The 24,161-nt window shown below is 40.3% G+C and carries 21 protein-coding genes and 1 pseudogene; 1 reads left to right on the forward strand and 21 read right to left on the reverse strand.

Annotated elements, in window-relative coordinates:
• Positions 1-17: 17 nt before the first annotated feature.
• The 19 genes and pseudogenes from hydG to H8S17_RS09070 all read right to left on the reverse strand — a co-directional run bounded on the left by hydG (position 18) and on the right by H8S17_RS09070 (position 18,743).
• Positions 18-1,436: a [FeFe] hydrogenase H-cluster radical SAM maturase HydG gene (gene hydG, locus H8S17_RS08980; protein ID WP_178052308.1), complete on the reverse strand. Its 1,419-nt coding sequence runs from the start codon at positions 1,434-1,436 to the stop codon at positions 18-20.
• Between the two features lie 23 nt (positions 1,437-1,459).
• Positions 1,460-2,518: a [FeFe] hydrogenase H-cluster radical SAM maturase HydE gene (hydE, locus tag H8S17_RS08985; RefSeq protein WP_408639455.1), complete on the reverse strand. Its 1,059-nt coding sequence runs from the start codon at positions 2,516-2,518 to the stop codon at positions 1,460-1,462.
• Positions 2,478-2,750 (reverse strand): TM1266 family iron-only hydrogenase system putative regulator, encoded by a 273-nt coding sequence (locus H8S17_RS08990; RefSeq protein WP_178050497.1) that lies wholly within the window; start codon positions 2,748-2,750, stop codon positions 2,478-2,480. Before H8S17_RS08990 ends, hydE begins: the two co-directional genes overlap by 41 nt.
• Positions 2,751-3,079: 329 nt before the next feature.
• On the reverse strand, positions 3,080-4,456 hold the full coding sequence (locus H8S17_RS08995; RefSeq protein WP_178050496.1) for a TrpB-like pyridoxal phosphate-dependent enzyme: 1,377 nt from the start codon (positions 4,454-4,456) through the stop codon (positions 3,080-3,082).
• A 313-nt stretch (positions 4,457-4,769) separates the two neighbouring features.
• Positions 4,770-5,420, reverse strand: coding sequence for a PAQR family membrane homeostasis protein TrhA (gene trhA / locus H8S17_RS09000; RefSeq protein ID WP_186867059.1), 651 nt, complete (start codon positions 5,418-5,420; stop codon positions 4,770-4,772).
• A 79-nt stretch (positions 5,421-5,499) separates the two neighbouring features.
• Positions 5,500-6,270: a TatD family hydrolase gene (locus H8S17_RS09005; protein ID WP_186867060.1), complete on the reverse strand. Its 771-nt coding sequence runs from the start codon at positions 6,268-6,270 to the stop codon at positions 5,500-5,502.
• Between the two features lie 126 nt (positions 6,271-6,396).
• Positions 6,397-8,358, reverse strand: a complete 1,962-nt coding sequence (metG, locus tag H8S17_RS09010; protein ID WP_178052039.1) for a methionine--tRNA ligase — start codon at positions 8,356-8,358, stop codon at positions 6,397-6,399.
• Positions 8,351-8,554 carry a PF20097 family protein gene (locus H8S17_RS09015; protein ID WP_186867061.1) on the reverse strand — a complete coding sequence of 68 codons (204 nt, stop codon included), beginning with the start codon at positions 8,552-8,554 and terminating at the stop codon, positions 8,351-8,353. The genes metG and H8S17_RS09015 overlap by 8 nt, the downstream gene beginning before the upstream one ends.
• 494 nt (positions 8,555-9,048) lie before the next feature.
• Positions 9,049-9,510, reverse strand: coding sequence for a zinc ribbon domain-containing protein (locus H8S17_RS09020; protein ID WP_186867062.1), 462 nt, complete (start codon positions 9,508-9,510; stop codon positions 9,049-9,051).
• A gap of 44 nt (positions 9,511-9,554) precedes the next feature.
• Positions 9,555-9,671 (reverse strand): annotated as a pseudogene (locus tag H8S17_RS09025) (manganese efflux pump); the annotation flags it as partial.
• Positions 9,672-9,706: 35 nt separating this feature from the next.
• On the reverse strand, positions 9,707-11,017 hold the full coding sequence (locus H8S17_RS09030) for a sensor histidine kinase (protein ID WP_186867063.1): 1,311 nt from the start codon (positions 11,015-11,017) through the stop codon (positions 9,707-9,709).
• Between the two features lie 14 nt (positions 11,018-11,031).
• Positions 11,032-11,703: a response regulator transcription factor gene (locus tag H8S17_RS09035; RefSeq protein WP_178052283.1), complete on the reverse strand. Its 672-nt coding sequence runs from the start codon at positions 11,701-11,703 to the stop codon at positions 11,032-11,034.
• 12 nt (positions 11,704-11,715) lie between these two features.
• Positions 11,716-13,500, reverse strand: a complete 1,785-nt coding sequence (locus H8S17_RS09040; protein ID WP_178052284.1) for a Na/Pi cotransporter family protein — start codon at positions 13,498-13,500, stop codon at positions 11,716-11,718.
• A gap of 105 nt (positions 13,501-13,605) precedes the next feature.
• A complete protein-coding gene (gene phoU, locus H8S17_RS09045; protein ID WP_186867064.1) occupies positions 13,606-14,253 on the reverse strand; it encodes a phosphate signaling complex protein PhoU in 648 nt (215 codons plus the stop codon).
• A gap of 17 nt (positions 14,254-14,270) precedes the next feature.
• Entirely contained in the window at positions 14,271-15,023 is a 753-nt protein-coding gene (gene pstB / locus H8S17_RS09050) for a phosphate ABC transporter ATP-binding protein PstB (protein WP_178052286.1), read from the reverse strand.
• A 14-nt stretch (positions 15,024-15,037) separates the two neighbouring features.
• Positions 15,038-15,913, reverse strand: coding sequence for a phosphate ABC transporter permease PstA (pstA, locus tag H8S17_RS09055; protein WP_186867065.1), 876 nt, complete (start codon positions 15,911-15,913; stop codon positions 15,038-15,040).
• Positions 15,913-16,764 carry a phosphate ABC transporter permease subunit PstC gene (gene pstC, locus H8S17_RS09060; protein WP_207723392.1) on the reverse strand — a complete coding sequence of 284 codons (852 nt, stop codon included), beginning with the start codon at positions 16,762-16,764 and terminating at the stop codon, positions 15,913-15,915. Before pstC ends, pstA begins: the two co-directional genes overlap by 1 nt.
• A 53-nt stretch (positions 16,765-16,817) precedes the next feature.
• The gene (locus H8S17_RS09065) at positions 16,818-17,786 is read right to left on the reverse strand and encodes a substrate-binding domain-containing protein (RefSeq protein ID WP_186867066.1); all 969 of its coding nucleotides are present in this window, start codon (positions 17,784-17,786) and stop codon (positions 16,818-16,820) included.
• Positions 17,787-18,044: 258 nt separating this feature from the next.
• Entirely contained in the window at positions 18,045-18,743 is a 699-nt protein-coding gene (locus H8S17_RS09070) for a ribonuclease H1 domain-containing protein (RefSeq protein ID WP_178052289.1), read from the reverse strand.
• Between the two features lie 398 nt (positions 18,744-19,141).
• Between H8S17_RS09070 and H8S17_RS09075 the strand changes: the two genes are divergently transcribed.
• Positions 19,142-19,804, forward strand: a complete 663-nt coding sequence (locus tag H8S17_RS09075) for a GTP pyrophosphokinase (RefSeq protein WP_178052290.1) — start codon at positions 19,142-19,144, stop codon at positions 19,802-19,804.
• Between the two features lies 1 nt (position 19,805).
• Here H8S17_RS09075 and H8S17_RS09080 read toward each other — a convergent pair whose 3' ends face one another.
• Positions 19,806-23,105: an SNF2 helicase associated domain-containing protein gene (locus H8S17_RS09080; protein ID WP_186867067.1), complete on the reverse strand. Its 3,300-nt coding sequence runs from the start codon at positions 23,103-23,105 to the stop codon at positions 19,806-19,808.
• A 21-nt stretch (positions 23,106-23,126) separates the two neighbouring features.
• The gene (locus tag H8S17_RS09085; protein ID WP_186867068.1) at positions 23,127-23,984 is read right to left on the reverse strand and encodes a hypothetical protein; all 858 of its coding nucleotides are present in this window, start codon (positions 23,982-23,984) and stop codon (positions 23,127-23,129) included.
• Positions 23,985-24,161: the final 177 nt, after the last annotated feature.

Genomic DNA, 24,161 nt, shown 5'->3' on the forward strand with positions numbered 1-24,161 from the left:
TATTCGTTCTATAAAAATTAGAAACGGAAATCTCTCTGACCTGAATGGATATTTTCAATATACTCCGTAGCTTTTTCCTTAACTACCGGATTGGTAATCTTCTTAAGCTCCTCTTTGATCAGTTTTTCACCGATTTCCTTTGTTCCTTCTGATGCATAATCTTCAAGGTATTCTTTTAATGTCATCAACGCATTCGGATGACAGCAGTTGATGATCTGTTTGCTCTTTAACAGGCTCATAAAACGATCTCCGGTCCTGCCTGCTCTGTAACATGCAGTACAGAAACTCGGTACATAGCCCATATCCATCAGCCAGTGTACAACTTCATCTAATGTCCGGTTGTCGCTGACATCAAACTGTGCGGAATTATCTTCCGGTGCTTCTTCTTCGGCATAACCACCGACACTGGTCCTTGAACCACCGCTGATCTGTGATACACCTAAATGCAGGACACGTTTTCTGCTCTCTGCGCTCTCTCTTGTGGATACGATCATACCTGTATATGGTACTGCGATTCTAAGACAGGCTACGATCTTTGCAAATGTGTCATCTGAAATTCCATTGTCAAATACATCCGGATCGATATCATCTGCCCTTCTGACTCTCGGTACACTGATCGTGTGTGGTCCGACTCCGCCATATGCTTCCATATGCTCTGCATGCATGATGATTCCGGTAAAATCATAACGGTAATTATTCAGTCCGAACAATACCCCGATTCCCATATCATCAATGCCGGCTTTTCTTGCGCGGTCCATTGCCTCTGTATGGTATGCATAATCACTCTTTGGTCCGGTCGGATGTAATTCTTCATAGGACTTTTTATTATATGTTTCCTGAAAGAGGATATATGTTCCGATACCGGCATCTTTTAATTTTTCATAATTTTCGACTGTTGTTGCCGCTATGTTAACGTTAACGCGGCGGATCGCCCCATTTTTATGTTTGATACTGTAGATCGTCTTGATACTCTCTAAGATATATTCGATCGGATTGTTTACCGGATCTTCTCCTGCTTCTATCGCAAGACGCTTATGTCCCATATCCTGCAGGGCTGTTACTTCTTTGACAATTTCTTCCTGTGTCAGTTTTTTTCTGGAAATATGCTTGTTCTTCGCATGATATGGACAGTACTGACAGCCATTGATACAGTAATTCGATAAATATAACGGTGCAAACATAACAATACGGTTGCCGTAAAATTCCTGTTTGATCGCTTCTGCTAATTTGTAGATCCGTTCATTTAAGTCTTCTAATTCGCAATCTAAAAGCACGATTGCTTCTTTATGGGAGATCCCTTTCATCTCAGATGCTTTATCTAAGATCTTTTCGATCAGCTCCCTGTTGTTCTTATTTTCTTCTGCATATGCAAGACATTCTAAAATTTCTTCATCACTGATAAATTCTTCCGCTTTTGGCGACATTACGTTGTACATTTTATTCTCCTTTTCATCCATTCCTATTGTTGTGCCGGATCACCGCGGTCTACGGCTAATTCATATCCGATGCTTTCCATTCTCCGGTTTAAGCAGGTACGACACTCTGCTGCTTCATCTCCGGTACAGATCTTGTTATCGTATAACTCATATTTTTTTCGTACCCTTGTTGGGGAAAGATTCGGCATCACTACATTTGCTCCTGCTAAGATGCCCTTTTCCCGTCCTCTTGGATCGATCGTGCCAAGTGCTGTAGTTGCCGGAAGTAACAGATTCGGTTTTAACAGACGCAGCAGACCTAACATGTAAAGTGTCAGTTCTACCGTTCCTTTTGTTTCATCTGAAAATGGGGTTTCATGGTGCGGTACAAAAGGCCCGATACCCACCATCTGCGGCTGCAGTTCTGTTATAAACTGCATATCTTTCGCAAGTGATTCTATCGTCTGCCCCGGTGAACCTACCATAAATCCACAGCCTACCTGATAGCCGATCTCTTTTAATGTATACAGACATTTGATACGGTTTTCATAACTCATCTCAGATGGATGCAGTTTTTTATAATGGGCTTCATCTGCCGTTTCATGCCGCAGCAGATAACGGTCTGCTCCTGCATCAAATAATTTCTGATAACTCTCGCGGCTTCTCTCTCCGAGTGAAAGTGTGAGTGCACAGTCAGGATAGTGCCCTCTGATCTCTGAAATGATATCGACCAGACGCTCATCTGTATAATATAAATCTTCGCCTCCCTGTAGTACAAATGTACGGAAACCAAGTTCATAGCCCTGCCTGCAGCAATCCATGATGTCTTCCCTGCTAAGCCTGTAACGGTCTGCATTGCGGTTATCCCTGCGGATTCCACAGTAATAGCAGTTGTTCTTACAATAATTGGTAAATTCGATCAGCCCTCTGGTATACACCGCATTTCCATAATACTGCTTCGCTGTGAACCTTGCCCGCTCAAACAAATACTCTGCTTCACTTCTATCTGTGATCAGTGCAATCCATTCATCATTCGTCAGACAATGTTTGTCCTCTAACCGGTCAATCAATCGATGCATTCGATACCTCCTGTATTTTTGCATACAACGCCTTGGACGTAATCCCATCTAACATTCCTAATTTACCGGTCATGGCACTGATCTTATCGGCTGGTGCGTCCATCGCAACACTGATCAGGGAGATTGCCCGCTCTTTATATGGGATTCCCATTCTTCCAATGATATAACTGCTGTATTCATGCAAGATCTGGTTCACATCTTCGATATGATCCGGTTTCTCCACTACAATCGATATCATGGCTACCCGTGTTGTCATGCCCGTTCCTCTCTTTCATAAGTATCAGGTAATAATTTTGTACCTTTTTCATTACAAAATAAGACTATTTTTATGCTCTTTTGAAATTAGGTCTGCCTCATCTCTTAAGTCTGTCATAAAAATGTCTTTCTCCGTTTGCCTTTGCCGTCAGGCGGATGCCTTCCGGGTCAGATCCTAAGTGTTATATGTGATGTAATTTTCTAATAATTTCAGGGGATTGTCAAGATAAAAATCCCATTGTATGTAATGTAATGCAAACAGCCTCTAAAAGCTATTTACATCCTCATACAATGGGATATTTTACCTTACTTTCGTCCTATATTCTCTTATTATTTTCCAACCTTCGGCAAAGAAGCAAATCCCGGCTCTAAGTCTGCATCGGTAGGAATATAATCTGACATCTCACCGTTGTTATACTTCTCATATGCAACCATATCGAAATATCCGGTTCCTGTCAGTCCAAAGACGATCGTCTTTTCTTCTCCGGTTTCTTTGCATTTTAAAGCTTCGTCGATCGCTACACGGATCGCATGAGAACTTTCCGGTGCAGGAAGGATTCCTTCGATACGTGCAAACTGCTCTGCTGCCTCAAATACGGATGTCTGCTCTACAGAACGTGCTTCCATCAGTCCGTCATCATATAACTGGGAAAGTGTAGAACTCATTCCATGATACCGGAGTCCTCCGGCATGATTTGGTGATGGCATAAATCCACTTCCTAAGGTATACATCTTTGCTAATGGGCATACTTTTCCGGTATCGCAGAAATCATATGCATATTTTCCTCTGGTAAGGCTTGGGCAGGATGCCGGTTCTACTGCGATGATCTGATAATCTTTTTCTCCACGCAGTTTTTCACCCATAAATGGAGAGATCAGTCCGCCTAAGTTTGAACCGCCGCCGGCACATCCGATGATGATATCCGGTGTAATACCATATTTATCTAATGCTGCTTTTGTTTCTAATCCGATGATCGACTGATGCAGTAATACCTGATTCAATACACTGCCTAAAACGTAGCGGTATCCTTCTGATTTTCCGGCTACTTCTACTGCCTCAGAAATCGCACAGCCTAAACTTCCTGTTGTTCCCGGATGCTCTGCTAAGATCTTACGTCCAACTTCAGTTGTTTCGGAAGGAGAAGGTGTAACACTTGCTCCATATGTACGCATGACCTCTCTCCTGAAAGGTTTCTGCTCGTAAGATACCTTTACCATATATACCTGACAGTCAAGATCAAAGTAGGCACATGCCATGGAAAGTGCAGTTCCCCACTGTCCGGCTCCTGTTTCTGTGGTAACACCCTTTAATCCCTGCTGTTTTGCATAATATGCCTGAGCGATCGCTGAATTTAACTTATGGCTTCCGCTCGTATTATTTCCTTCAAATTTGTAATAAATCTTTGCAGGTGTCTGTAATTTTTCCTCTAAACAATATGCACGGACAAGTGGTGCCGGACGGTACATCCTGTAAAATTTCAGAATTTCTTCCGGGATATCGATATAAGCAGTTGTATCATCTAATTCCTGCTTTGCTAACTCCCGGCAGAATACCTGTGACAATTCATCTAATGTCATCGGCTCTAATGTTCCCGGATTTAAAAGTGGTGCCGGCTTATTCTTCATGTCTGCACGCACGTTATACCACTGTTTTGGCATCTCATTTTCTTCTAAGTATATTTTGTAAGGTATCTTCTTGTCACTCATATGCTTCTCCTATCCGTTTTTCTTTTAACGCTACCATTTTACACACTTCCTGTCAATGCCTAAACGGCTTTCTAAGTTTCCGCAAGACGAAAGCATTTATAATTGTATCTTCCATCCTTTAAATTCAGTCTTTTATATTTTCTATATAAACTGATATATATATTTTTCCTTTATAAATAATATTGATCTTTGCTTCATCACCTTCACTCTTCTCTCTAAATACCCTTTTCCATTTTGATAATCTTTTTCTCTGATAAATATCAAGAAATTCCATATTTTTTTTTCAAGATGTGAAACTCATTTTATCAACGATCTATACAAGATACCAGTACATCACCACAAAATGGCAGAAACTTCCCGCCATCACAAAGAGATGAAAGATCTCATGGCTTCCAAAGTACTTGTGCACACAATTAAATGCCTGTAATCTGAGTGCATATACGACACCACCTACGGTATATAAGATTCCTCCGGCTAACAGCCATAAAAACGCCGGTGTCTTAAGATCTCTTAAAAGTGTCGGAAATACCAGCAGACAGATCCAGCCCATTGCAATATATATAATAGAAGAAAACCATTTCGGACAGGTTACCCAGAATGCTTTTAACACCATACCGACAACTGCGATCCCCCACACAAGTGCCAGCATGATCATCCCGACTTTTCCTTTTAATACCAAAAGACAGATCGGTGTATATGTTCCTGCGATTAGTACAAATATCATCATATGATCAAGTTTACGAAAAGCCTTTAAAACGCCTGCTTTTACATCTAATGTGTGGTAAATAGTCGATGCTGCATACAATAAGATCATTGTCAGAATGAAAATAGCCATTGCTGTCAGTGCAGATGGTATTCCGCTGATCTCTGCCTTTACCAATAACGGAGCTGCTGCGATCAAAGATAACAGCATTCCTATATAATGTGTGATTGCACTTCCCGGTTCCCGAATTGTAATTTGCATAGTATTGACCTCCTTTAAACTTCCAATGTAGTTTTAATTACTACGTATTATTTTAACCAATACTAGCACTTGTTATTCTTTATGTCAAGAATAGTTTCCTTGCGTTTGCGAGTGTGGCATTTTCCACTTCCTCAGCAGTAATTCCTTTTAATTCGGCTATTTTTTCTACAACATAAACTAAATTTCCGGAATCGTTCCTGCTGCCACGATGCGGTTCCGGTGCCATATATGGCGAATCGGTTTCTAATAAGATCCGCTCTAATGGGATCTGCATAACCGTTTCTTTTAATTTTTTTGCATTTTTAAAAGTCACTACTCCACCGACTCCGATGTAATATCCCATTTTGATAAATTCTTTTGCCATTTCAGGCGAATAGGAATAACAGTGAATGACACCGGGAATTTCTTCTGCATGCACTTCTTTCATCACACGCATCGTATCTTCTGCAGCATCTCTTGAATGGATAATGACCGGAAGCTGGCTTTCCCTCGCTAATCCCATCTGCTGTGCAAACCAGTAACGCTGTGCCTTCTGCACTTCTTCTTCCTTATCCCAGTAATAATCGAGTCCGATCTCTCCGACTGCAATGACCTTTGGATCTTTTGTCTGCTCTTTAAGCCATGCAAGGGTTTCTTCATTCAGCCCTGCAATGTCGCTTGGGTGTACACCTGCGGCTGCATACATATTTTCATATTTTTTTGCAAGTGCGATCGTTGTTTTTGTGCTCTCGATTGAAGCTCCTACATTGATGATGTTACAGATATTTTTCTGAAACAGCTTTTCTATCAGTATATCTCTGTCCTCATCAAAACGTTCATCATCATAATGTGCATGTGTTTCAAATATCATACGTTTTCTGCCTCTTTCTATATTATGGTGTGTCAAACATAAATTTTACAACCCATTTGATACACGTACAGCCGGCACATATCCACTGACACTGTGCCGGCTGCCATGTTCTTTTTCCCTGATCGATCAGCAGATCTCTGCTCCTGCCGGCATATCTTTATCCGGCTGCATCAATGCTAATTCACCTTTTTCATTTTCTGCACAAAGCAGCATACCTTCGGAAAGGACGCCTGCTAATTTTGCAGGTTTTAAGTTGACAAGCACCATAACTTTTTTACCAACCATATCTTCCGGTGCATATTCTTTACGGATACCAGATACGATCTGTTTTACCTGACTTCCGATCTTTACCTGTGAACAAAGCAGTTTCTTAGACTTTTCTACTGCTTTACACTCGATGATCTCACCTACCTGAAACTGCATTTTCATAAAATCATCAAATGTGATCTCATCTTTTGCTTCAATGTCAATGACCGGTTCATCATCTTTTTTCTCCTCTGCATTTTCTACAGGTGGATGAAGTTCCTCTACTTTTTTCATAACTTCTTCTAAATCTAATCTTGCAAATAAGATTTCCGGTTTGTCCGTTACCTTGCTGCCGCTTGCATAATGGCCAAATGTATTCAATGTATCATAATCGATCATATCTGCATTTAACTGTGCTAATACTTTTTCAGCTGTTTCCGGCATAAAGCTGTGCAGCAATGTTGCACCGATGCTGATGCTTTCTACCAGATTATAAAGAACGGTTTCTAAACGCGGAAGGGTTGCTTCTTCTTTTGCAAGTACCCAAGGTGTCGTTTCATCAATATATTTGTTGCAGCGTTTGAACAGATTGAAAACCTCTGTGATCGCATCAGCTACACGAAGTTCTTCCATCTTTGCTTCTACCTTTGCAACAGTTCCTGTTACGACGCTCTTTAAATCTTCATCAACGGCATCTGTCACACCACTGTTTGTTACAACGCCGCCAAAATATTTATTGCTCATGGAAATCGTACGATTGACAAGGTTTCCAAGTGTGTTCGCAAGATCTGAATTTAATCTTTCTACCATTAACTCCCATGTGATCACACCATCATTTTCAAATGGCATCTCATGGAGTACAAAGTAACGGACTGCATCTACACCAAAGAAATCTACTAATTCATCTGCATACAGTACATTTCCTTTAGATTTACTCATCTTGCCATTGCCCTGTAACAGCCACGGATGTCCAAATACCTGTTTTGGTAATGGAAGATCTAATGCCATTAAGAAGATCGGCCAGTAGATCGTATGGAAACGAATGATATCTTTTCCGATCAGATGCAGGTCAGCCGGCCAGTTTTTCTTAAACAGGTCGCTGGAATTGCCATCTGCATCATAACCGATCTTTGTGATATAGTTTGTCAATGCATCTAACCATACATATACGACATGCTTTGGATCAAAATCTACCGGAATTCCCCAGCTGAATGATGTTCTGGATACGCAAAGATCCTGCAGCCCCGGAAGAAGGAAGTTATTCATCATTTCATTTTTTCTGGAAACCGGCTGGATAAATTCCGGATGCGTGTTGATATGCTCGATCAGACGGTCGGCATACTTGCTCATTTTAAAGAAATATGCTTCTTCTTTTGCAGGTTTTACTTCCCTTCCGCAGTCCGGGCATTTGCCATCTACTAACTGGGATTCTGTCCAGAAAGATTCACATGGGGTACAATACAATCCTTCATAAGACCCTTTGTAAATATCACCTTTATCATATAATTTTTTAAAAATCTTCTGCACCTGTTTCTCATGGTCTTCGTCTGTTGTACGGACAAAATTATCATAAGAGGTATTCATAAGATCCCAGATCCGCTTTACTTCTCCTGCAACCTTATCTACGTGCTGCTTTGGCGTAATGCCTGCTGCCTCTGCTTTTTCCTGAATCTTCTGACCATGCTCATCTGTTCCTGTCTGGAAATATACATCATATCCTTCCTGTCGTTTATAACGGGCGATCGCATCTGCCAAAATGATCTCATATGTGTTACCGATGTGCGGTTTGCCTGATGTATAGGCAATTGCTGTTGTCATATAAAATTTTCCTTTATTACTCATGGTTTCCTCCTGTTAAAATAATTATTTTTCCACATTTTTTACAACGATATGCTGTAATTCTGTAACCATTGATGGCACCTATCATTTTCGGTTCATCATTTAATGTCAGTTTTTCTCCTTCGCAGCTCCACCATAAACCACTGTTGCTGCACACCTTTCCGGTTTCCATTTCTTCTTTACAATAAGGACAATCCATTGCTGTTCCTCCTTTCTGTAAGCTGCATAACATTCTTATCCGGATGGATTTTTATATAATAGAAATTTTCAACAGATTTTTCTGTTATATAAAAAATCCCGCCTTCTTATACAAGAAGACGGGCTATCATCCCATGTTACCACTTCTATTCGTCTTTACCTCACGATAAAAACCTCTGCACGTACTCATCTTATCATACGCTGCCGCTATAACAGGCGGACCTGTCTGAAATTATCTGTCCCACAACAATTCTCTGATCCCATTGTCTTTACAGTTCATTCCATCTGCTCTAAAGCCATCTTCCATGAAACTTCCATTATCTCCTCACAGCCCTGACAAATATATTTTTTTAATTCTGCCAGTAGAGATTTCTCTGTCAACTTCCTTTTCATGTACTCTCTTTTTCTCTGCATTTTTCTTTTCTTAGACTAACACTTCGTGGATTTTCTGTCAAGGAGAAGGGAAAAAGAATAGCACCCAGTGGGTGCTAAGTGCTATTCTTCCGTATCCCCTTTCTCAACTGCCATTTCTACACCTTCTGCTTCTGACTCATCTTTGCAAGGTACATTTCCCGACTCATCTTCATAAGGTGATTCTTCTACAACTACCGAAAGCTTTGCTCCACAGGCACTACAATATTCTGCTTTATCAGATGCCTCTGCACCACACTCTGGACATTTTCTTGCTTTCTTTAATTCAAGGATCTGAAGCTGCATCTTTTCGATTTCCTCTAATGCTTCTTCAATTCTCTCAAACTGCTCTTTTTCCGGAACATCTGCTCCTTTGTTCTTTTCATAATAGATCTTACCAAGTTCTGTATACTGTGATTTGATAAAATCTTCTTTTGAGCGGATATCTAATTTCAATTTTGCAATACCCGATACATCTTTCGCTTTCTGTGTTACATCTTTGCCTGCATTTAATAAGGTATCTCCGAGTTTGTCAAAAAATTCCATAGTTTTTTCCTCCTTCAATGAATCGTTCAATTATCATATTTTAATTATAACACCAGAATCCCCAAATGTTCCAACAAAATCTTAACTCCGATCAGAATTAAGATCACACCTCCGGCTAATTCTGCTCTCTTTTCATATTTATTTCCAAAAATGTTTCCAACATACTGTATATCAATTCTCCTGTCAATAATTTTTTTCAATTACCTGTCGGCTGAAATTTTACCGTGATCTTTGTTCCCTTTCCTTCTTCGCTTTCTAAGCTGATCGAAGCATCATGCTGTGCGACAACATGCTTTACGATCGCAAGTCCAAGTCCCGTACCACCGGTTGATTTTGAACGGCTCTTATCAACTCGGTAGAAACGTTCAAAGACACGTTCCTGATGTTCTTTCGGGATTCCGATTCCGGTATCTGTCACTCTAAGATATGGGTGATCCCCGTCCATTCCGGTTTCTACATATACCTTACCGCCTTTGACATTATAACGGATCGCATTGCTGATCAGATTATAGAGAAGTTCATCGATCAGATTCTTGCCACCGTTTATCATAACATGTTCGCCTGATAGGATCAGATCAACATCCTGTTTCTGTGCCGGCATATCCATCATATGGATCGTATTTTCTGCTAATGTATACAGGTCAAATTTTTCAAATGGGATCTTCAGTTCTTCATCATCTAATTCTGAAAGTTTGATGATATCATTGATCAGCATAAGCAGACGGCTCGAATTTTTATGGATCTGCGCTGCAAAACGTCCGATATCCTCTTTTGCCGCCATTCCATTTTCAATCAGTTCTGCATAACCTGAAATTGCTGTCAGCGGTGTCTTTAACTCATGCGATACATTCGCCGTAAATTCCTGACGCATCTTCGCATGATTTAAGATATTCGTATGCTGTTCTTTGATCGTCGTTACAAATGGCCGGATCTCCTCATACACGTTAGACGCATCTAAAAGTACAAGATTGTCTGCCATTCGCTCGATAGGTTCTACCATTCTTCTCGTCAAAAGATGTGCTACCGTTGCACACAAAACAAATGTAACGATTGACATTGCTAAAATGATCATTACTGCATTGACCATAACCCGGTAAATGCTGCTGCTCTGTTTTGCGATCCGTAGTACACTTCCATCTTCCTTTAATGCTGCATAATAAAAAGTATGTACAGATAATGTTGATGACCAGCGGATTTTTTTCGTTTCTCCATATTTTTGGGCAGCGATAACTTCCGGCCTGTCCTTATGATTTTCCATAACAGACGCATCTGCTTCGTTGTCATAGATGACTGTTCCATCTTTATCGATCCATGTGATACGGATCTCATCTTTATCGATATTAAGCTCCGTAGGGTCAATCTGACTGACAATATGTTCATATGCTTTCAGATCCGAAAAAACCTGTTCCTGCAAGACCATATAAAACAGCACTGTCGAAATAACGGCTGTAATGATGATCGCAGCCGCAGATATGATCATAAAACGGATATTCATCTTTTTTTTCATGGGTATACCTCTTGTTAATCTATCATATATCCTACGTTTCTTACGGTTTTGATCAACGCTCCGGCTTCCCCTAATTTATGGCGCAGAGTCTTAATATGCATGTCCACCGTACGGCTCTCTCCCTCATATTCAAATCCCCACACCTGATCCATGATCTTATCTCGCGATAATACGATGCCTTCATTTAACATCATATACCGAAGCAGTTCAAATTCTTTAAATGTCAGTTCACAGACATTCTCATTGACTTTGACTGCGTGCTTCTTATTATCTAAACTGATACAGCCACAGCGTATCACATCTGCTTCTGCCACACGTTCCGTTCTTCTTAATAACGCTTTCACGCGTGAGATCAGTTCCATGACACCAAATGGCTTCGTCAGGTAATCATCGGCACCCATATCTAACCCTTTTACTTTATCTAACTCTGTAGATTTCGCTGTTACCATAATGACTGGTATATTTTTTGTTTCTTTTTTCTTCCGTAAATCTGTTAAAATCTCTAAGCCGTCTTCATCCGGCAGCATGATATCTAATAAGATCAGTGAAGGGATCTTTTTTTCTACTGCTGCAGACAGATCACTTCCCCGTTCAAACTCTACAACATCAAAACCGCCATTTTTTAATGCATAACGTTCGATCTCACGAATGTTTACATCGTCTTCTACAATATAAATTGTTGCCATTTTTCCTCCAGACTATTTCGATGGCTTTTCCTTTCCCAGATTATATTTTTCTGCAAATACTTCCACCTGTTTTTCAAAGGAAAGGTCTTCTCCATCCTTTAAATGATTCATATAGCTGTGTGCCTCTAATTCACTATCCTGCATCTGTATCAGACAGACTGCGATATTTGAACAGTGGTCAGATACTCTTTCATAATTAGTTGCGACATCTGAAAGGATCAGTCCTAATTCAATCGTACATTTTCCTTTTCTAAGCCGTTTGATATGACGCTTTTTCACATCTTTATTGATCTTATCGATCACTTCTTCTAAAGGCTCGATCGTCAGTATCTTCTTCTCATCCTGTGATACAAATGCTTCCATGGTTCTTGTCAGGATATCTTCAACCGCATTGCCATAAATCTTCATTTCTTCTTCTGCTTTTTTTGAAAAATGCTGTTCTTTCCGGTTCATTTCCTGTGCAGACTCTACCACATTGACTGCATGATCGGAAATGCGCTCAAAATCCATGATACAGTGCAACAGCGTTGATACATTCTGGCTGTCGTTATATGCCAGATTTGTGCTGTTTAATTTTGTAAGATATATACTGAGTTTATCTTCATAAACATCGATCTTATTCTCTAATGCAATGACTTCTTCTGCACCTGCATCTGTATACGCAAAAAGCACCTTCATCGCTTTTAAGAAACAATCTTTGGAAAGTTCTGCCATTTTATCTGCAAGACTGCGGCACTGTTCAATCGCAAATGCCGGTGTCTGCAAAAAGCGGTCATCTAAGATCTGGAACTCCGTATCTTCTTTGGCTTCCCGTTCTTCCTCTGATTCCGGGATCGTCAGGTATGCCAGTTTTTCCAGACCTTTTGTAAATGGCAGAAGAATCAGTGTTGTAAAGATATTAAAGATACTATGGATCAGTGCGATTCCTGCAACACCTACAACATCTTCTGAAAAGCTAAATCCGATCAACGCATTTAAACTAAAGTATAAGACCATAAATACTGTAGCACCAATGATATTGAAATACAAGTGTACGAATGCTGTCCTCTTTGCACTTCTGTTAGCACCGACTGCGGAGAGCATGGCAGTTACACAGGTACCGATATTTTGTCCCATGATGATTGGGATAACAGCCTGATAGGTAAACGCACCTGTTACTGACAATGCCTGTAAAATACCGACAGAAGCTGATGAAGACTGGATAACTGCTGTCAATACCGCACCTACGAGCACACCAAGCAATGGATTTTTGAACATGGTAAGCATACTGGTAAATTCCGGCACATCTGCTAACGGTTCTACTGCACCGCTCATTGCCTCCATACCAAACATCAAAACTGCAAAACCTAAAAAGATTCCTCCGATATCTTTCTTTTTACTGTTTTTTCCTGACATATACAGGATAATACCGATTGCTGCTAAAATAGGCGTAAATGATGACGGTTTTAACAGTCGTACAAAAATACTTTCACCCTGAATACCGGTAAGACTTAAGATCCATGATGTGACAGTTGTTCCGATATTTGCACCCATGATGACACCGATTGCCTGTGAAAGTTTCATAATGCCGGAATTTACAAAACCGACGACCATAACGGTTGTTGCAGAAGATGACTGGATAACTGCCGTTACCGCAGCACCAAGCCCAACGGCTTTTAACGGGTTCGAAGTCAGCTTCTCTAAAAGCATCTCAAGCTTACCGCCTGATACCTTCTCTAGTCCGTCACCCATGATACTCATTCCATAAAGGAACAGTGCTAAGCCGCCTACTAATGTGAGTATTCCAAAAATATCCATTTTACATTCTCCTCATATTTTATTTGCATGTTCACTTCCTTTGCATCATACCGAGAGTATGTAAAATGGATAGGTATTTTTTGTAAAATCTATGTAAAATTGTTTTTACGCATCTTCATGAGTGCCCGTAATAGAGAAGATCACCCATTCTGCGATGTTTGTGGCATGGTCACCGATCCTCTCAAAATACTTAGCAACCATGAGCATATCGGATGCCTGTTCTCCGTTTTCCTTATTGGAATTGATCAAATCGATCAGACGGTTTTTCACGGAATCAAACAGCTCATCTACAACATCATCCCGTTTGATCACCCAGCGGGCTGCTTCTAAGTCTTTATTGACAAAAGCATTGACGCTTCTGATGACCATATCGATCGTTTCCACTGCCATCTTCTGGATACAGTCCGGTTTGATCATATAAGGTGCACCTGCCATCGAAAGTGTCATTTCGGAAATATCGGCTGCATGATCTCCGATCCTCTCCATATCTGTGATCATCTTCAATGCTGATGAGATCAGTCTTAAATCTTTTGCTACCGGCTGCTGCTGCAACAACAGCTTCATACAGAGTGCTTCGATATCACGTTCCTGCTGGTCGATCTCTGTGTCATAGCTGATCGCCTCTTTTGCTTTTTCACAATCCTGTGTGGCAAAAGCATTCGATGCCATCTCGATCGCATATTCTATATGTTCTCCCATTTCAATCAGTTCTTCATTTAACTGCTGTAACTGTCTGTCAAAACGGTTTCTCATAGGAATCCTCCTTTCTCTTAACCAAATCTTCCTGTAATATAATCTTCTGTACGTTTATCCTGTGGAAGTGAGAATAACTGCTCTGTATTTCCGCTTTCTATTACTTCGCCTAACAGGAAGAATACCGTTTCATCTGATACTCGTGTTGCCTGCTGCATATTATGTGTTACCATGATGATCGTATAGTCATTTTTCAGGTCAATGACAAGATCTTCAATCTTTGATGTTGAGATCGGGTCTAAGGCTGAAGTCGGCTCATCCATTAAAATAACTTCCGGATTTACTGCAAGTGCTCTTGCGATACAGAGTCTCTGCTGCTGTCCACCGGATAACCCGAGTGCACTTTTTTTCAGCCGGTCTTTGACTTCATCCCAGATCGCTGCCTGTTTTAAAGAAGTTTCTACGATCTCATCTAATTTTGATTTTGAATGGATGCCATGTGTCTTTGGTCCATATGCGATATTGTCATATATGCTCATTGGAAATGGATTGGGTTTCTGGAATACCATACCAACACGTTTCCGTAACTGGTTGACATCCATCTTTCCATAGATATCTTCGCCGTCTAACCGGACATCTCCTGTGATCTTGCATCCTTCCACTAAATCGTTCATACGGTTTAAGGATTTTAAAAATGTAGATTTTCCACAACCGGAAGGTCCGATAAAGGCTGTGATCTTATTTTCCGGAATATTCATATTAATATTTTTTAATGCATGAAAATCACCATAAAACAGATCTAATTTTTCTACCGTAAATTTATATCCCATATTCTGATTCCTTTCTACTGATTCTTAGAAGCCACTTTTCTTGCGATGATCGAAGAAAGCGAATTCATTATAAGAACTATGACTAACAATACAACGGCTGTCGCATAAGACTGGTTTACATGAAGTCCTTCTCTCGACAGTGAATACATATGTACTGCAAGGGTACGTCCTGAATCAAATAAACTTCCTGCGATCTGTGGTGCTGTGCCTGCTGTATAGATCAATGCTGCTGTTTCTCCGACAATACGTCCTGTTGCAAGGATCACACCTGAGAGGATTCCCGGTATTGCTGATGGAAGTACGACACGAAAGACTGTACGCAGTTTTCCTGCTCCAAGTCCGAAACTTCCTTCCCGGTACATATCCGGTACAGATAAAAGTGCTTCTTCTGTTGTACGCATAACGACCGGAAGTACCATAATGGCTAAAGTTGCCGCTCCTGCAAGCAATGAGTAGCCGATTTTTAATGCCGTTACAAAAAACAGCATGCCAAAGAGTCCATAGATAATTGATGGAATACCCTGAAGTGTTTCTGCCATTAAGCGGATCAGGCGTACCAAACGATTTCCTCTTTTTGCATATTCAGCCAGATAGATTGCTGCCCCGATCCCAAGCGGTACTGCAATCAGTAATGCAAGGACTGTCATAAATATAGTATTTACCAGTGCCGGTACTAACGATACATTATCTGAATTATATTCCGGTGCAAACAGATCCGGTGTCAGATATGGGACACCATGGATCAATATATATGCGATCAGATACAATAAAACACCTACTGTCAGTACAGCAGATGCTAATACTAACAGCAGTAGTAAGAATGAACCCGGATGCTTTTTATATGACATTAGTTTTTTTCCGATTGATTGAGTATTTATCGCTTCTTTCATCAGGACACCTCATTTCTCTGTTTTAAGATAGAAAAGCTGATGTTAATGATCAGGATAAATATAAACAGTACCACACCTGTTGCGATCAATGCTTCTCTGTGTAATCCTGATGCATATCCCATTTCTATTACAATGTTGGCTGTCAGCGTTCTGACTCCCTTAAAGATGGAAGTTGCAAGTCTTGCCTGATTTCCTGCGACCATCATAACTGCCATTGTTTCACCGATCGCACGGCCAATGCCTAATATAACCGCTGCCATAACCGTTGATTTTGCTGCCGGAAGAACTACGGTAAATACACTTCTTTCATGGGTTGCACCTAATGCAAGTGCACCTTCATAGTAGTTTTGCGGTACAGCCCTGAGTGCGGATTCTGATACTCCGATGATCGTCGGAAGGATCATGATCCCAAGCAGTATGGACGCTGTTAAGATACTGTTTCCATTTCCTTTAAAATGTTCTCTTACGAAAGGAACGATCACTACCAGACCAAAAAAACCATATACGATAGAAGGAATACCTGCTAAGAGGTCTACCACCGGTTTTAATATGGAATGCAGCTTTGCCGGACAGAAACGTGCCATAAAAACTGCCATTAAAATTCCTACCGGAACTCCGATCAGCACTGATCCTGCCGTCACATAGATACTGCCTAATATCATAGGAAAGATTCCAAATTTATCGTTTCCGGGTTTCCATTTTGTACCCAGAATAAAATCGGAAATTCCGATCTTAAACATTGCCGGCAGTCCGTTTGCAAACAGGAAGATGCAGATCAATGCTACTGCTACTACCGATACGCAGGCTGTTGCAAGGAACAGAATTTCCATTACTTTTTCTTTTTTTTGCATAATACAGATCTCCTTTTGTTAAAACCGGCTGCCACTTATTGTTTTTATCTTCATTATTTTACAACTTCGTCCCATGTAGTTGTGTCACCTGTGAAAATGCCTTTGACTGCATCTTTGGATAAATCTGTCACTGGGGAATTGTTGTTTACGATAACTGCGATACCGTCCATTGCGATCTTAGTTGCACTAACGCCTGTTTCTTCTTCTTTTAACTCTCTTGAAGCCATTCCGATATCACATGTTCCATCGATTGCTGCTGTAACACCTGTTGTTGAATCACTTTCCTGAATCTCAATTTCAGCTTTTCCATTGACAGTCTCATATGCTTCTTTTAATTTTTCCATAACCGGTGTTACGGAAGAAGAACCTGCTACAACGATCTTTCCTTCAGAATTATCAGAGGTAAATGCTTCTGCATTATCTGCTACTGCGATATATCCATTATCTGATACAACCTGCTGTCCGTCTGCGCTTAAGATATAGTTGATGAAATCCTGTGCTACGCCTGAAATACCATCTTTTGTTACGATATTAAATGGTCTTGCAATTGTATAAGAACCGGATTTGATATTATCTACGGTTGCTTCTGCTCCATCGATCGTTACAGCCTTTACTGTGTCATTTAAAGAACCAAGGGAGCAGTAACCGATTGCATAATCATCACCTGCTACAGTTGTCATCATAACATCTGTGCTGTTTGTGATGATTGCTTCATCTGTTGTATAATCCACTTTGTCACCGTTTTCGTCTTTTTCTTCTACACCAAACAATTCGATGAAAGCACCTCTTGTACCAGAACCATCTTCTCGTGAAACGACGCTGATTGCTTCGCTGGTATCAAAATCAGAAGCTGCTGTATCATCTGCAGCACTTGTATCTGCTGCCGTTGTATCTGCTGTGTTGTCTGTTGTTGTATCTGCTGCTGTATCAGTAGCTGTATTATCAGCTCCTCCACAACCTGTCATTGCAAGTGTTCCTACTGTAAGTGCTCCAATTAACATCAATACGGATAATTTTTTCATTTCTTTCTTCCTCCATGTTTTACATTTCATTTTACATTTTTTTCTTCTTCTTTTCTGTCGACTGCTTTAGCATATCTTGTTTATGTAAAATAGTACTTTCTGTTTCTGTAAAGCCTTTGTAAAATATTCGTAAACACGAAAATTCGCCAAAAACCCTGATAAACCGACAAAAACCCATACTGCAAAGTGTCTTTTAAGAACGCTCTGCAGTATGGGTTTTATAACGCTTCCATACTTCCTATTATTACATATCTTCTATTATAAGATACCAACTTCACGCTTTGCCATTTTATCGACCATTTCATTTCCGGCAATATCGGTATGTGCTTTTACATGATAGAAATTCACTTTGATCTTCTCACTGAATTCATCATACTTCTGCACGTATGCTTTTGCGATCGGCTTTTCTGCTTTCCAGCGTTTACCGGAAGTCGCCCAGTGTCCAAGTCCTGCATAATCATAAAATACGACCAGATGGGGTACACCTAATTCAATCGCTTTTTCGATCGCACTTAAGGAACCAAATACCTCTCCCGGAATCTGTCTTGAAACAACATATGCTTCTTCACAGCCATGGCCGCTGACATAGACATCTTCTCCGTTGGCATGTACGATCCCGCCATAGCCATAGACTTTTCTTCCATTATAATTATCATTGTATGAACCATCTACGAATGCATATGCTTCCGGCATAACTGCCGGCAGTTCATTGGTATCTAAATGGTCTTCTTCAAAATAAGTGCTCCAGTCGATCTGCTCTGGTGGCAGTTCTTTCTTTTCTGACTTCTGATACTTCTGATTGCCGGATAAAAGCCATTCCTTTGCTTCTTCTTCTGTCATAAATCCTTTAAAAACCGGATTCTTATATCCTTTGACCTGTGCCTGACATTCCGGCCATGTATGAAAAACGCCTGTTTTTCTTCCTCTTGCTACTGCATATACACAAAATTTTGCCATGTAGTCCTCCGCGAAAATTATTCCAAACCCCTTAGAATCATAAAAATTGATACGTCAACTGTTTCATTCTCTGTTCCACTCTACCTAAGATCATCGGTACTGCAAAAATATACACTAACTGGTTCACAGATGTAAACAGGCAGAATGTATAAAAAATATGTCCCTGACTGCATTCCGCCTGTAATCATACAGTTCTAAAGTACTATGCCACTTGTTTCAGTATAACGGATTTTCGATAAAAATACAATCCGGCATACCTCGTAAACCGTAACTATTTTACACATAATTTACTGTTTTTTACATATACATGATAGCAGGGACAATTTTTTTAGATCACACTGTAGAGATGCAGAGAATTATAATAAACAAACTACAAAAGCAAAAGAAAGGTGATGCTAATGACAAAAGTAAAAGAAAAATCAAAAAAAGGAAAGGAACGGATAACCATCGATACTTTAGTAAAAGGACTGTCTGATCCACTGTTTCTATTGCAGAAAAAGCAGACGGTCAGACACGTAGAATTTATCTTAGAAATGATCGACTATGAACTATCCACAAAATATAAACGGATCGTAACCCAGAAAATCGAACACCGCATCAAATCACCGGACAGCATTGCAAGAAAACTGATCAAAAAAGGCTATGAGGTTTCTTTTGAGAATGCCATACAGAAATTAAATGACATTGTCGGCATCCGTGTCGTATGTCTGTACAGTGATGATGTATACAAGATTGCTGAATTATTAAAACAGCAGAAGGATTTCATACTGATCAAAGAAAAGGATTACATAAAAAATCCAAAAAAGAGCGGATACCAGAGTCTGCATCTGATCTTAGATATTCCGCTCATCTATAAGGACACTACACAGTTACAGCGTGTAGAAATCCAGATCCGTACCGTTGCCATGGATTTCTGGGCTGCTGTTGATAACCAGATCTGTTATAAAAAAGATCCGGAAGATATGAAAAAATCAGAAGAAGAATTGAAAAACTATTCTACCGTGATCAGCACTATGGATAAACAGATGTTAGAACTGCGTAAACGGGTAGAAAAAATGTAATTTATCCCAGCAGTTCTAACAGTTCTTCCCTTGAAAATCTGCCTGTATCCATACCGGTTCCTTCTAACACTTCATCTGCAAGTGCTTTTTTCCGCTCCTGCATCTCTACGATCTTTTCCTCGATTGTCCCCTGTGTCACTAATTTATAAACCGTCACGACCTTATCCTGTCCGATACGGTGTGCCCTGTCGGTTGCCTGATTCTGTACTGCGATATTCCACCAGGGATCGTAATGGATCACAATATCTGCTGCTGTCAGATTTAAGCCTGTACCACCAGCCTTTAATGAGATACAAAAGACATTCGTATCATCCTGATTAAATGCTTCTACTAACTGCATTCTCTTTTCCTTACTGACAGAACCAGTCAGTGTATAGTAGGAAATCCCTGCCTGCGCAAGCTGTGCCTGTAACCGCTCTAACATCGTTGTAAACTGTGAAAACAATAAAATCTTATGTCCGGCATTGACCGCATTTGTGATCAGTTCCATGCATGTTTCTGATTTTGCAGACTCTCCTTTATAATTTTCAAATACAAGGGACGGATCACAACAGATCTCACGTAATCTTGTCAATTCTGCTAAAACCTCAAAACGCACCTGCTTAAATTCCTGATCGTTCTGTTTATTTAACATCAGTTTCATCCGCTGCACATGTGCATCATATAAGGAAAGCTGTTCTCCTTCCATTTTAGAATACACATTTTCCTCTAATTTTTCCGGAAGATCTTTTAAGACATCATTCTTAAGCCGCCGCAGGACGAATGGGCGTATCATTCGCTGCAAGCGTTCCATTTTATTTTCATCCTGCCCTGCGATGATCGGTAATTCCATCTCCTGGCGGAAATGGGAATATGCATACAAAAATCCCGGCATCAGATAATCAAAGATACTCCAGAGTTCACTTAAGCGGTTTTCGATCGGAGTTCCGGTCAATGCTAATTTAAAGCCTGCATTGATCTTTTTAACGGCTTTTGCTGCCTGTGTTGCCGGATTTTTGATATACTGTGCTTCATCGATCACCTGTATCGCAAAGACATGTTTTTCATAATCTTCAATATCCCTTTTTAAAACATCATACGAAGTGATGATAACCTGTCTGTTTTCCATCTCTCTGATCGCCGCTTTACGTTCCATCGCATCTCCTGAAATTACTTTTACAGAAAGCGTTGGAGCAAACCGCTCGATCTCTTTTTTCCAGTTATAGACTAAAGAAGCCGGACAGATGACTAAAAACGGTCTTTCTTCCCGCAAGCTGGCCTGCTGCTCTGCCCTCTCTGATAAGAGGACACTGATCACCTGCAATGTCTTTCCAAGTCCCATATCATCTGCTAAAATACCGCCAAATCCATGGTCAAGTAATGTTTTCATCCAGCGGAATCCGTCTTTCTGGTATTCCCGCATGACTTTTTTTAAGGTAACAGGAACTTCATAATCACTGTCCTCGATTGTTTTCATACTTCGTATCATGGACTTAAATTCCCTGTTTTTTTCCACATGCAGCGACTGTTTATCTTTCAGTGTTCCATCTAAATAGAGTGCCCGGTATTTCGGGATCATAAGATCTCCGCTCTTTAACTTACTATCCGTAAGCTGAAGATCTTCTTTTAATTCGGCTAAGATCTCTAATCCGTCGTCCTTATTCAAGTTCATAAAATCGCCATTTTTCAAACGGATATATTTCTTTTTCCTGTCATACCTCGATAAGAGATAGGACAACTGGTCTAACGGCAGTTCTTCGGACTGGATCTCTAACTCTAAGAGATCACTTTTTAAAGACAGCCCGATAGAAATATTCGGTGACGTATGGATCTTCATATTCTGGAATGCATCCGATGCATAAACCGTCAGATATTCACTTAACTGCTGCAAGCCGCCGGATAAAAGCTGATATAACAAGTCTTCATCTTCTTTTATCACAAACAGGCTTCCCTTTGCATCGATCGCATTAAAATACAGTTCGACCATATTGCGGATACGCATTTCTTCTTCCATATTCCGCTGTGTGGCAAAATCTGTCTTTTCTAATAAGTTATATTTCTTATCCGGATAGGTCACGATGACTTTTCCTGCTACCGTATCATGTTCTAATTTATCGATATATAATTCAAATTCCGGTTTTTCCGGCAGGTACATCGTTTCCTCAAATGACTCATAGTTGATGTCAAACTGCTCTCTTAATTTCGGAAGTACATCTCTGCAAAAAACAGGCAGTTCATCTTCCGCAAGATAACATCTGCAAAAATTCTCCCCTGACAGGTACTCAAAAAAATCTCCGACTTCTGCTTTCAGGTCCGGTGGACTTTTATGGATTTCTCCCTGTCCGTAAAAATAATATTTACTGCTGCCGTATAATATATGTTCTGTTTCTAACTGCACAAAGGCTCCATTTGCATCACCTGTGATCAGAAGTTTTGGCTTTTTTTCTTCTGATGAGATATGCCAGACGGTGTCTGTCACATCCGGCAGTTCTCCTTCAAAATCTTCCCCTTCCCATGCAGTAAAAAACTGTTCTATGCCGTCTTCATCTAACTGGATCGTACGCTCTAACCGTTCTGCTGTCCCATAATTATAATAGGAATAACGGAAAGCAAGTGAACTTCTCTGTAGACGCTCCTGCTGTTCATTTATAAAACTGATCATCCTTTTCGCAGATGCACAAAATGCCTCGCTGTTATGGTAAAATTCTAATTTTTTACCGTATTTTATTTTTTCTGCCCGCTGTATAGCTGTCAGAAAATCCGACAGATTTTTTAATACATACTTCTGGTCTATGCCAATTTTAAAAGTCACGCTGGCAGCGTGTGGTTTATACATATAAAAATAGGGATATATCTCAACTTTTCCTCTTGTTCCTTCCGAGATCAGGTATTTTGATGCTCCCTGCATTGCATAGCGGTTTAAGATATTTTTCATGCCAACCGGTGTCTGCTGGAGAAACCCACGCTGGATCGTATCTGTTTTGTTCCATTTGACATCAAAAACTTCTTTTACCCGTCTTTTCTGGACATATTCTGCTAATACAGCTACACAATGCTTACAAATCCCGTCATACCGGACGACTTCATCACAATCACAGTGATATTCACTGATATCTGCATAATCTTCTTCCACGATCACACTTGTCTGCGTGTAACTGTCTTCGCCCATTCTTACTTTGGCTGAGATTTCTGCTACCGGAGATGCATTGACATTATAGATACTGTATTCAAAATCTTTAACATCCCCAAATCTCTGCATATCCATACCTTTTCTAAAATCATTTAGATATGCCATTTTTTTTATATCTGCTAATGTCAGCATCTCATGTTCCCCGCTTTATCTTTATAATGACAGATCAACTTCTTTTCCATTGCCTGCAGAACTACCCTTTTCTGTATGGTACATACCCCTTACTTTTTGCCGGAGTGCCTGATAATCTACAGAAGTATTCATTGGCTGCTGATCTGTTCGTTTTGTCTTTCTTTTCGTCTTTTTCTTCGATTTCACCTTTTTATCATCTTCAAGATCATAGGCTTCTTCTAAGATCTTGTTTGCATTTTCTGCGGTTTTCTTGATCTCTTCAGCGGCACTGTCACTTTCCTCTGGCGTATCGGTCTGATCTGTTTCTTCTGCCTTCTCTTTGATCTTATCTGAATAGGTTTCCTGCTGCCGCTTTAACTCCTCTAAGATCTCACGTTTTTCTTCTGCTCTTGACTTTGCATCCTCTTTGTCTTTATATTCTACGGTTGCTGTATATTCTTTATAAGCAGAATCCATCTGGTTCACTCTTGCCATCGTCGTTTCTGCCTGTGCAGCCGCCTGTTCCCCTTCACCCATGGTAGCCTGGATCTTCGTCATTTCATTTAAACGGATTGCTGCAACTTCTTCTTTCGTTTCCGCTGCCTCCATTTGTGCCTCCATCATCTGACGTTCCTGCATGATCTGTCTGATCTGACGATATGTGCCAGGCTCCTCTTTTGCAATAAAATCTAACTCCTCTGCTGTCAATTTCTGACCTGCACGAAACTTATAGAAAATCTGCTTCGCCCTGTTCTTCTGTGGAGAATTTTGTTCTCTGAACTGATTGATCTGTAACTGCTCTGCTGAGATCAGCTTTGCATCTGTCTTTTTTGATGTTTCTTTGTGGCTTGTCACCGTATGGAACTCCATACCACGGCTTTTATCAATTTTTAGATTCATAACAGACACCTCCCTGTGTCAAAAACACATTTCCTTATAGCAATGATTCAGAACCCCATCCCATGTATTCGCAAAACCGCTTTTATGATTCTAAGGGTTTCTGAATAGTTACACCTTATACAAGTATATCGGCAAAAACATCAAAAAGAAAAAGAGTATCTGCGCAGATTACAGATA

The organism is Roseburia zhanii (genome assembly GCF_014287635.1).
Classification (GTDB): domain Bacteria; phylum Bacillota; class Clostridia; order Lachnospirales; family Lachnospiraceae; genus Roseburia_B; species Roseburia_B zhanii.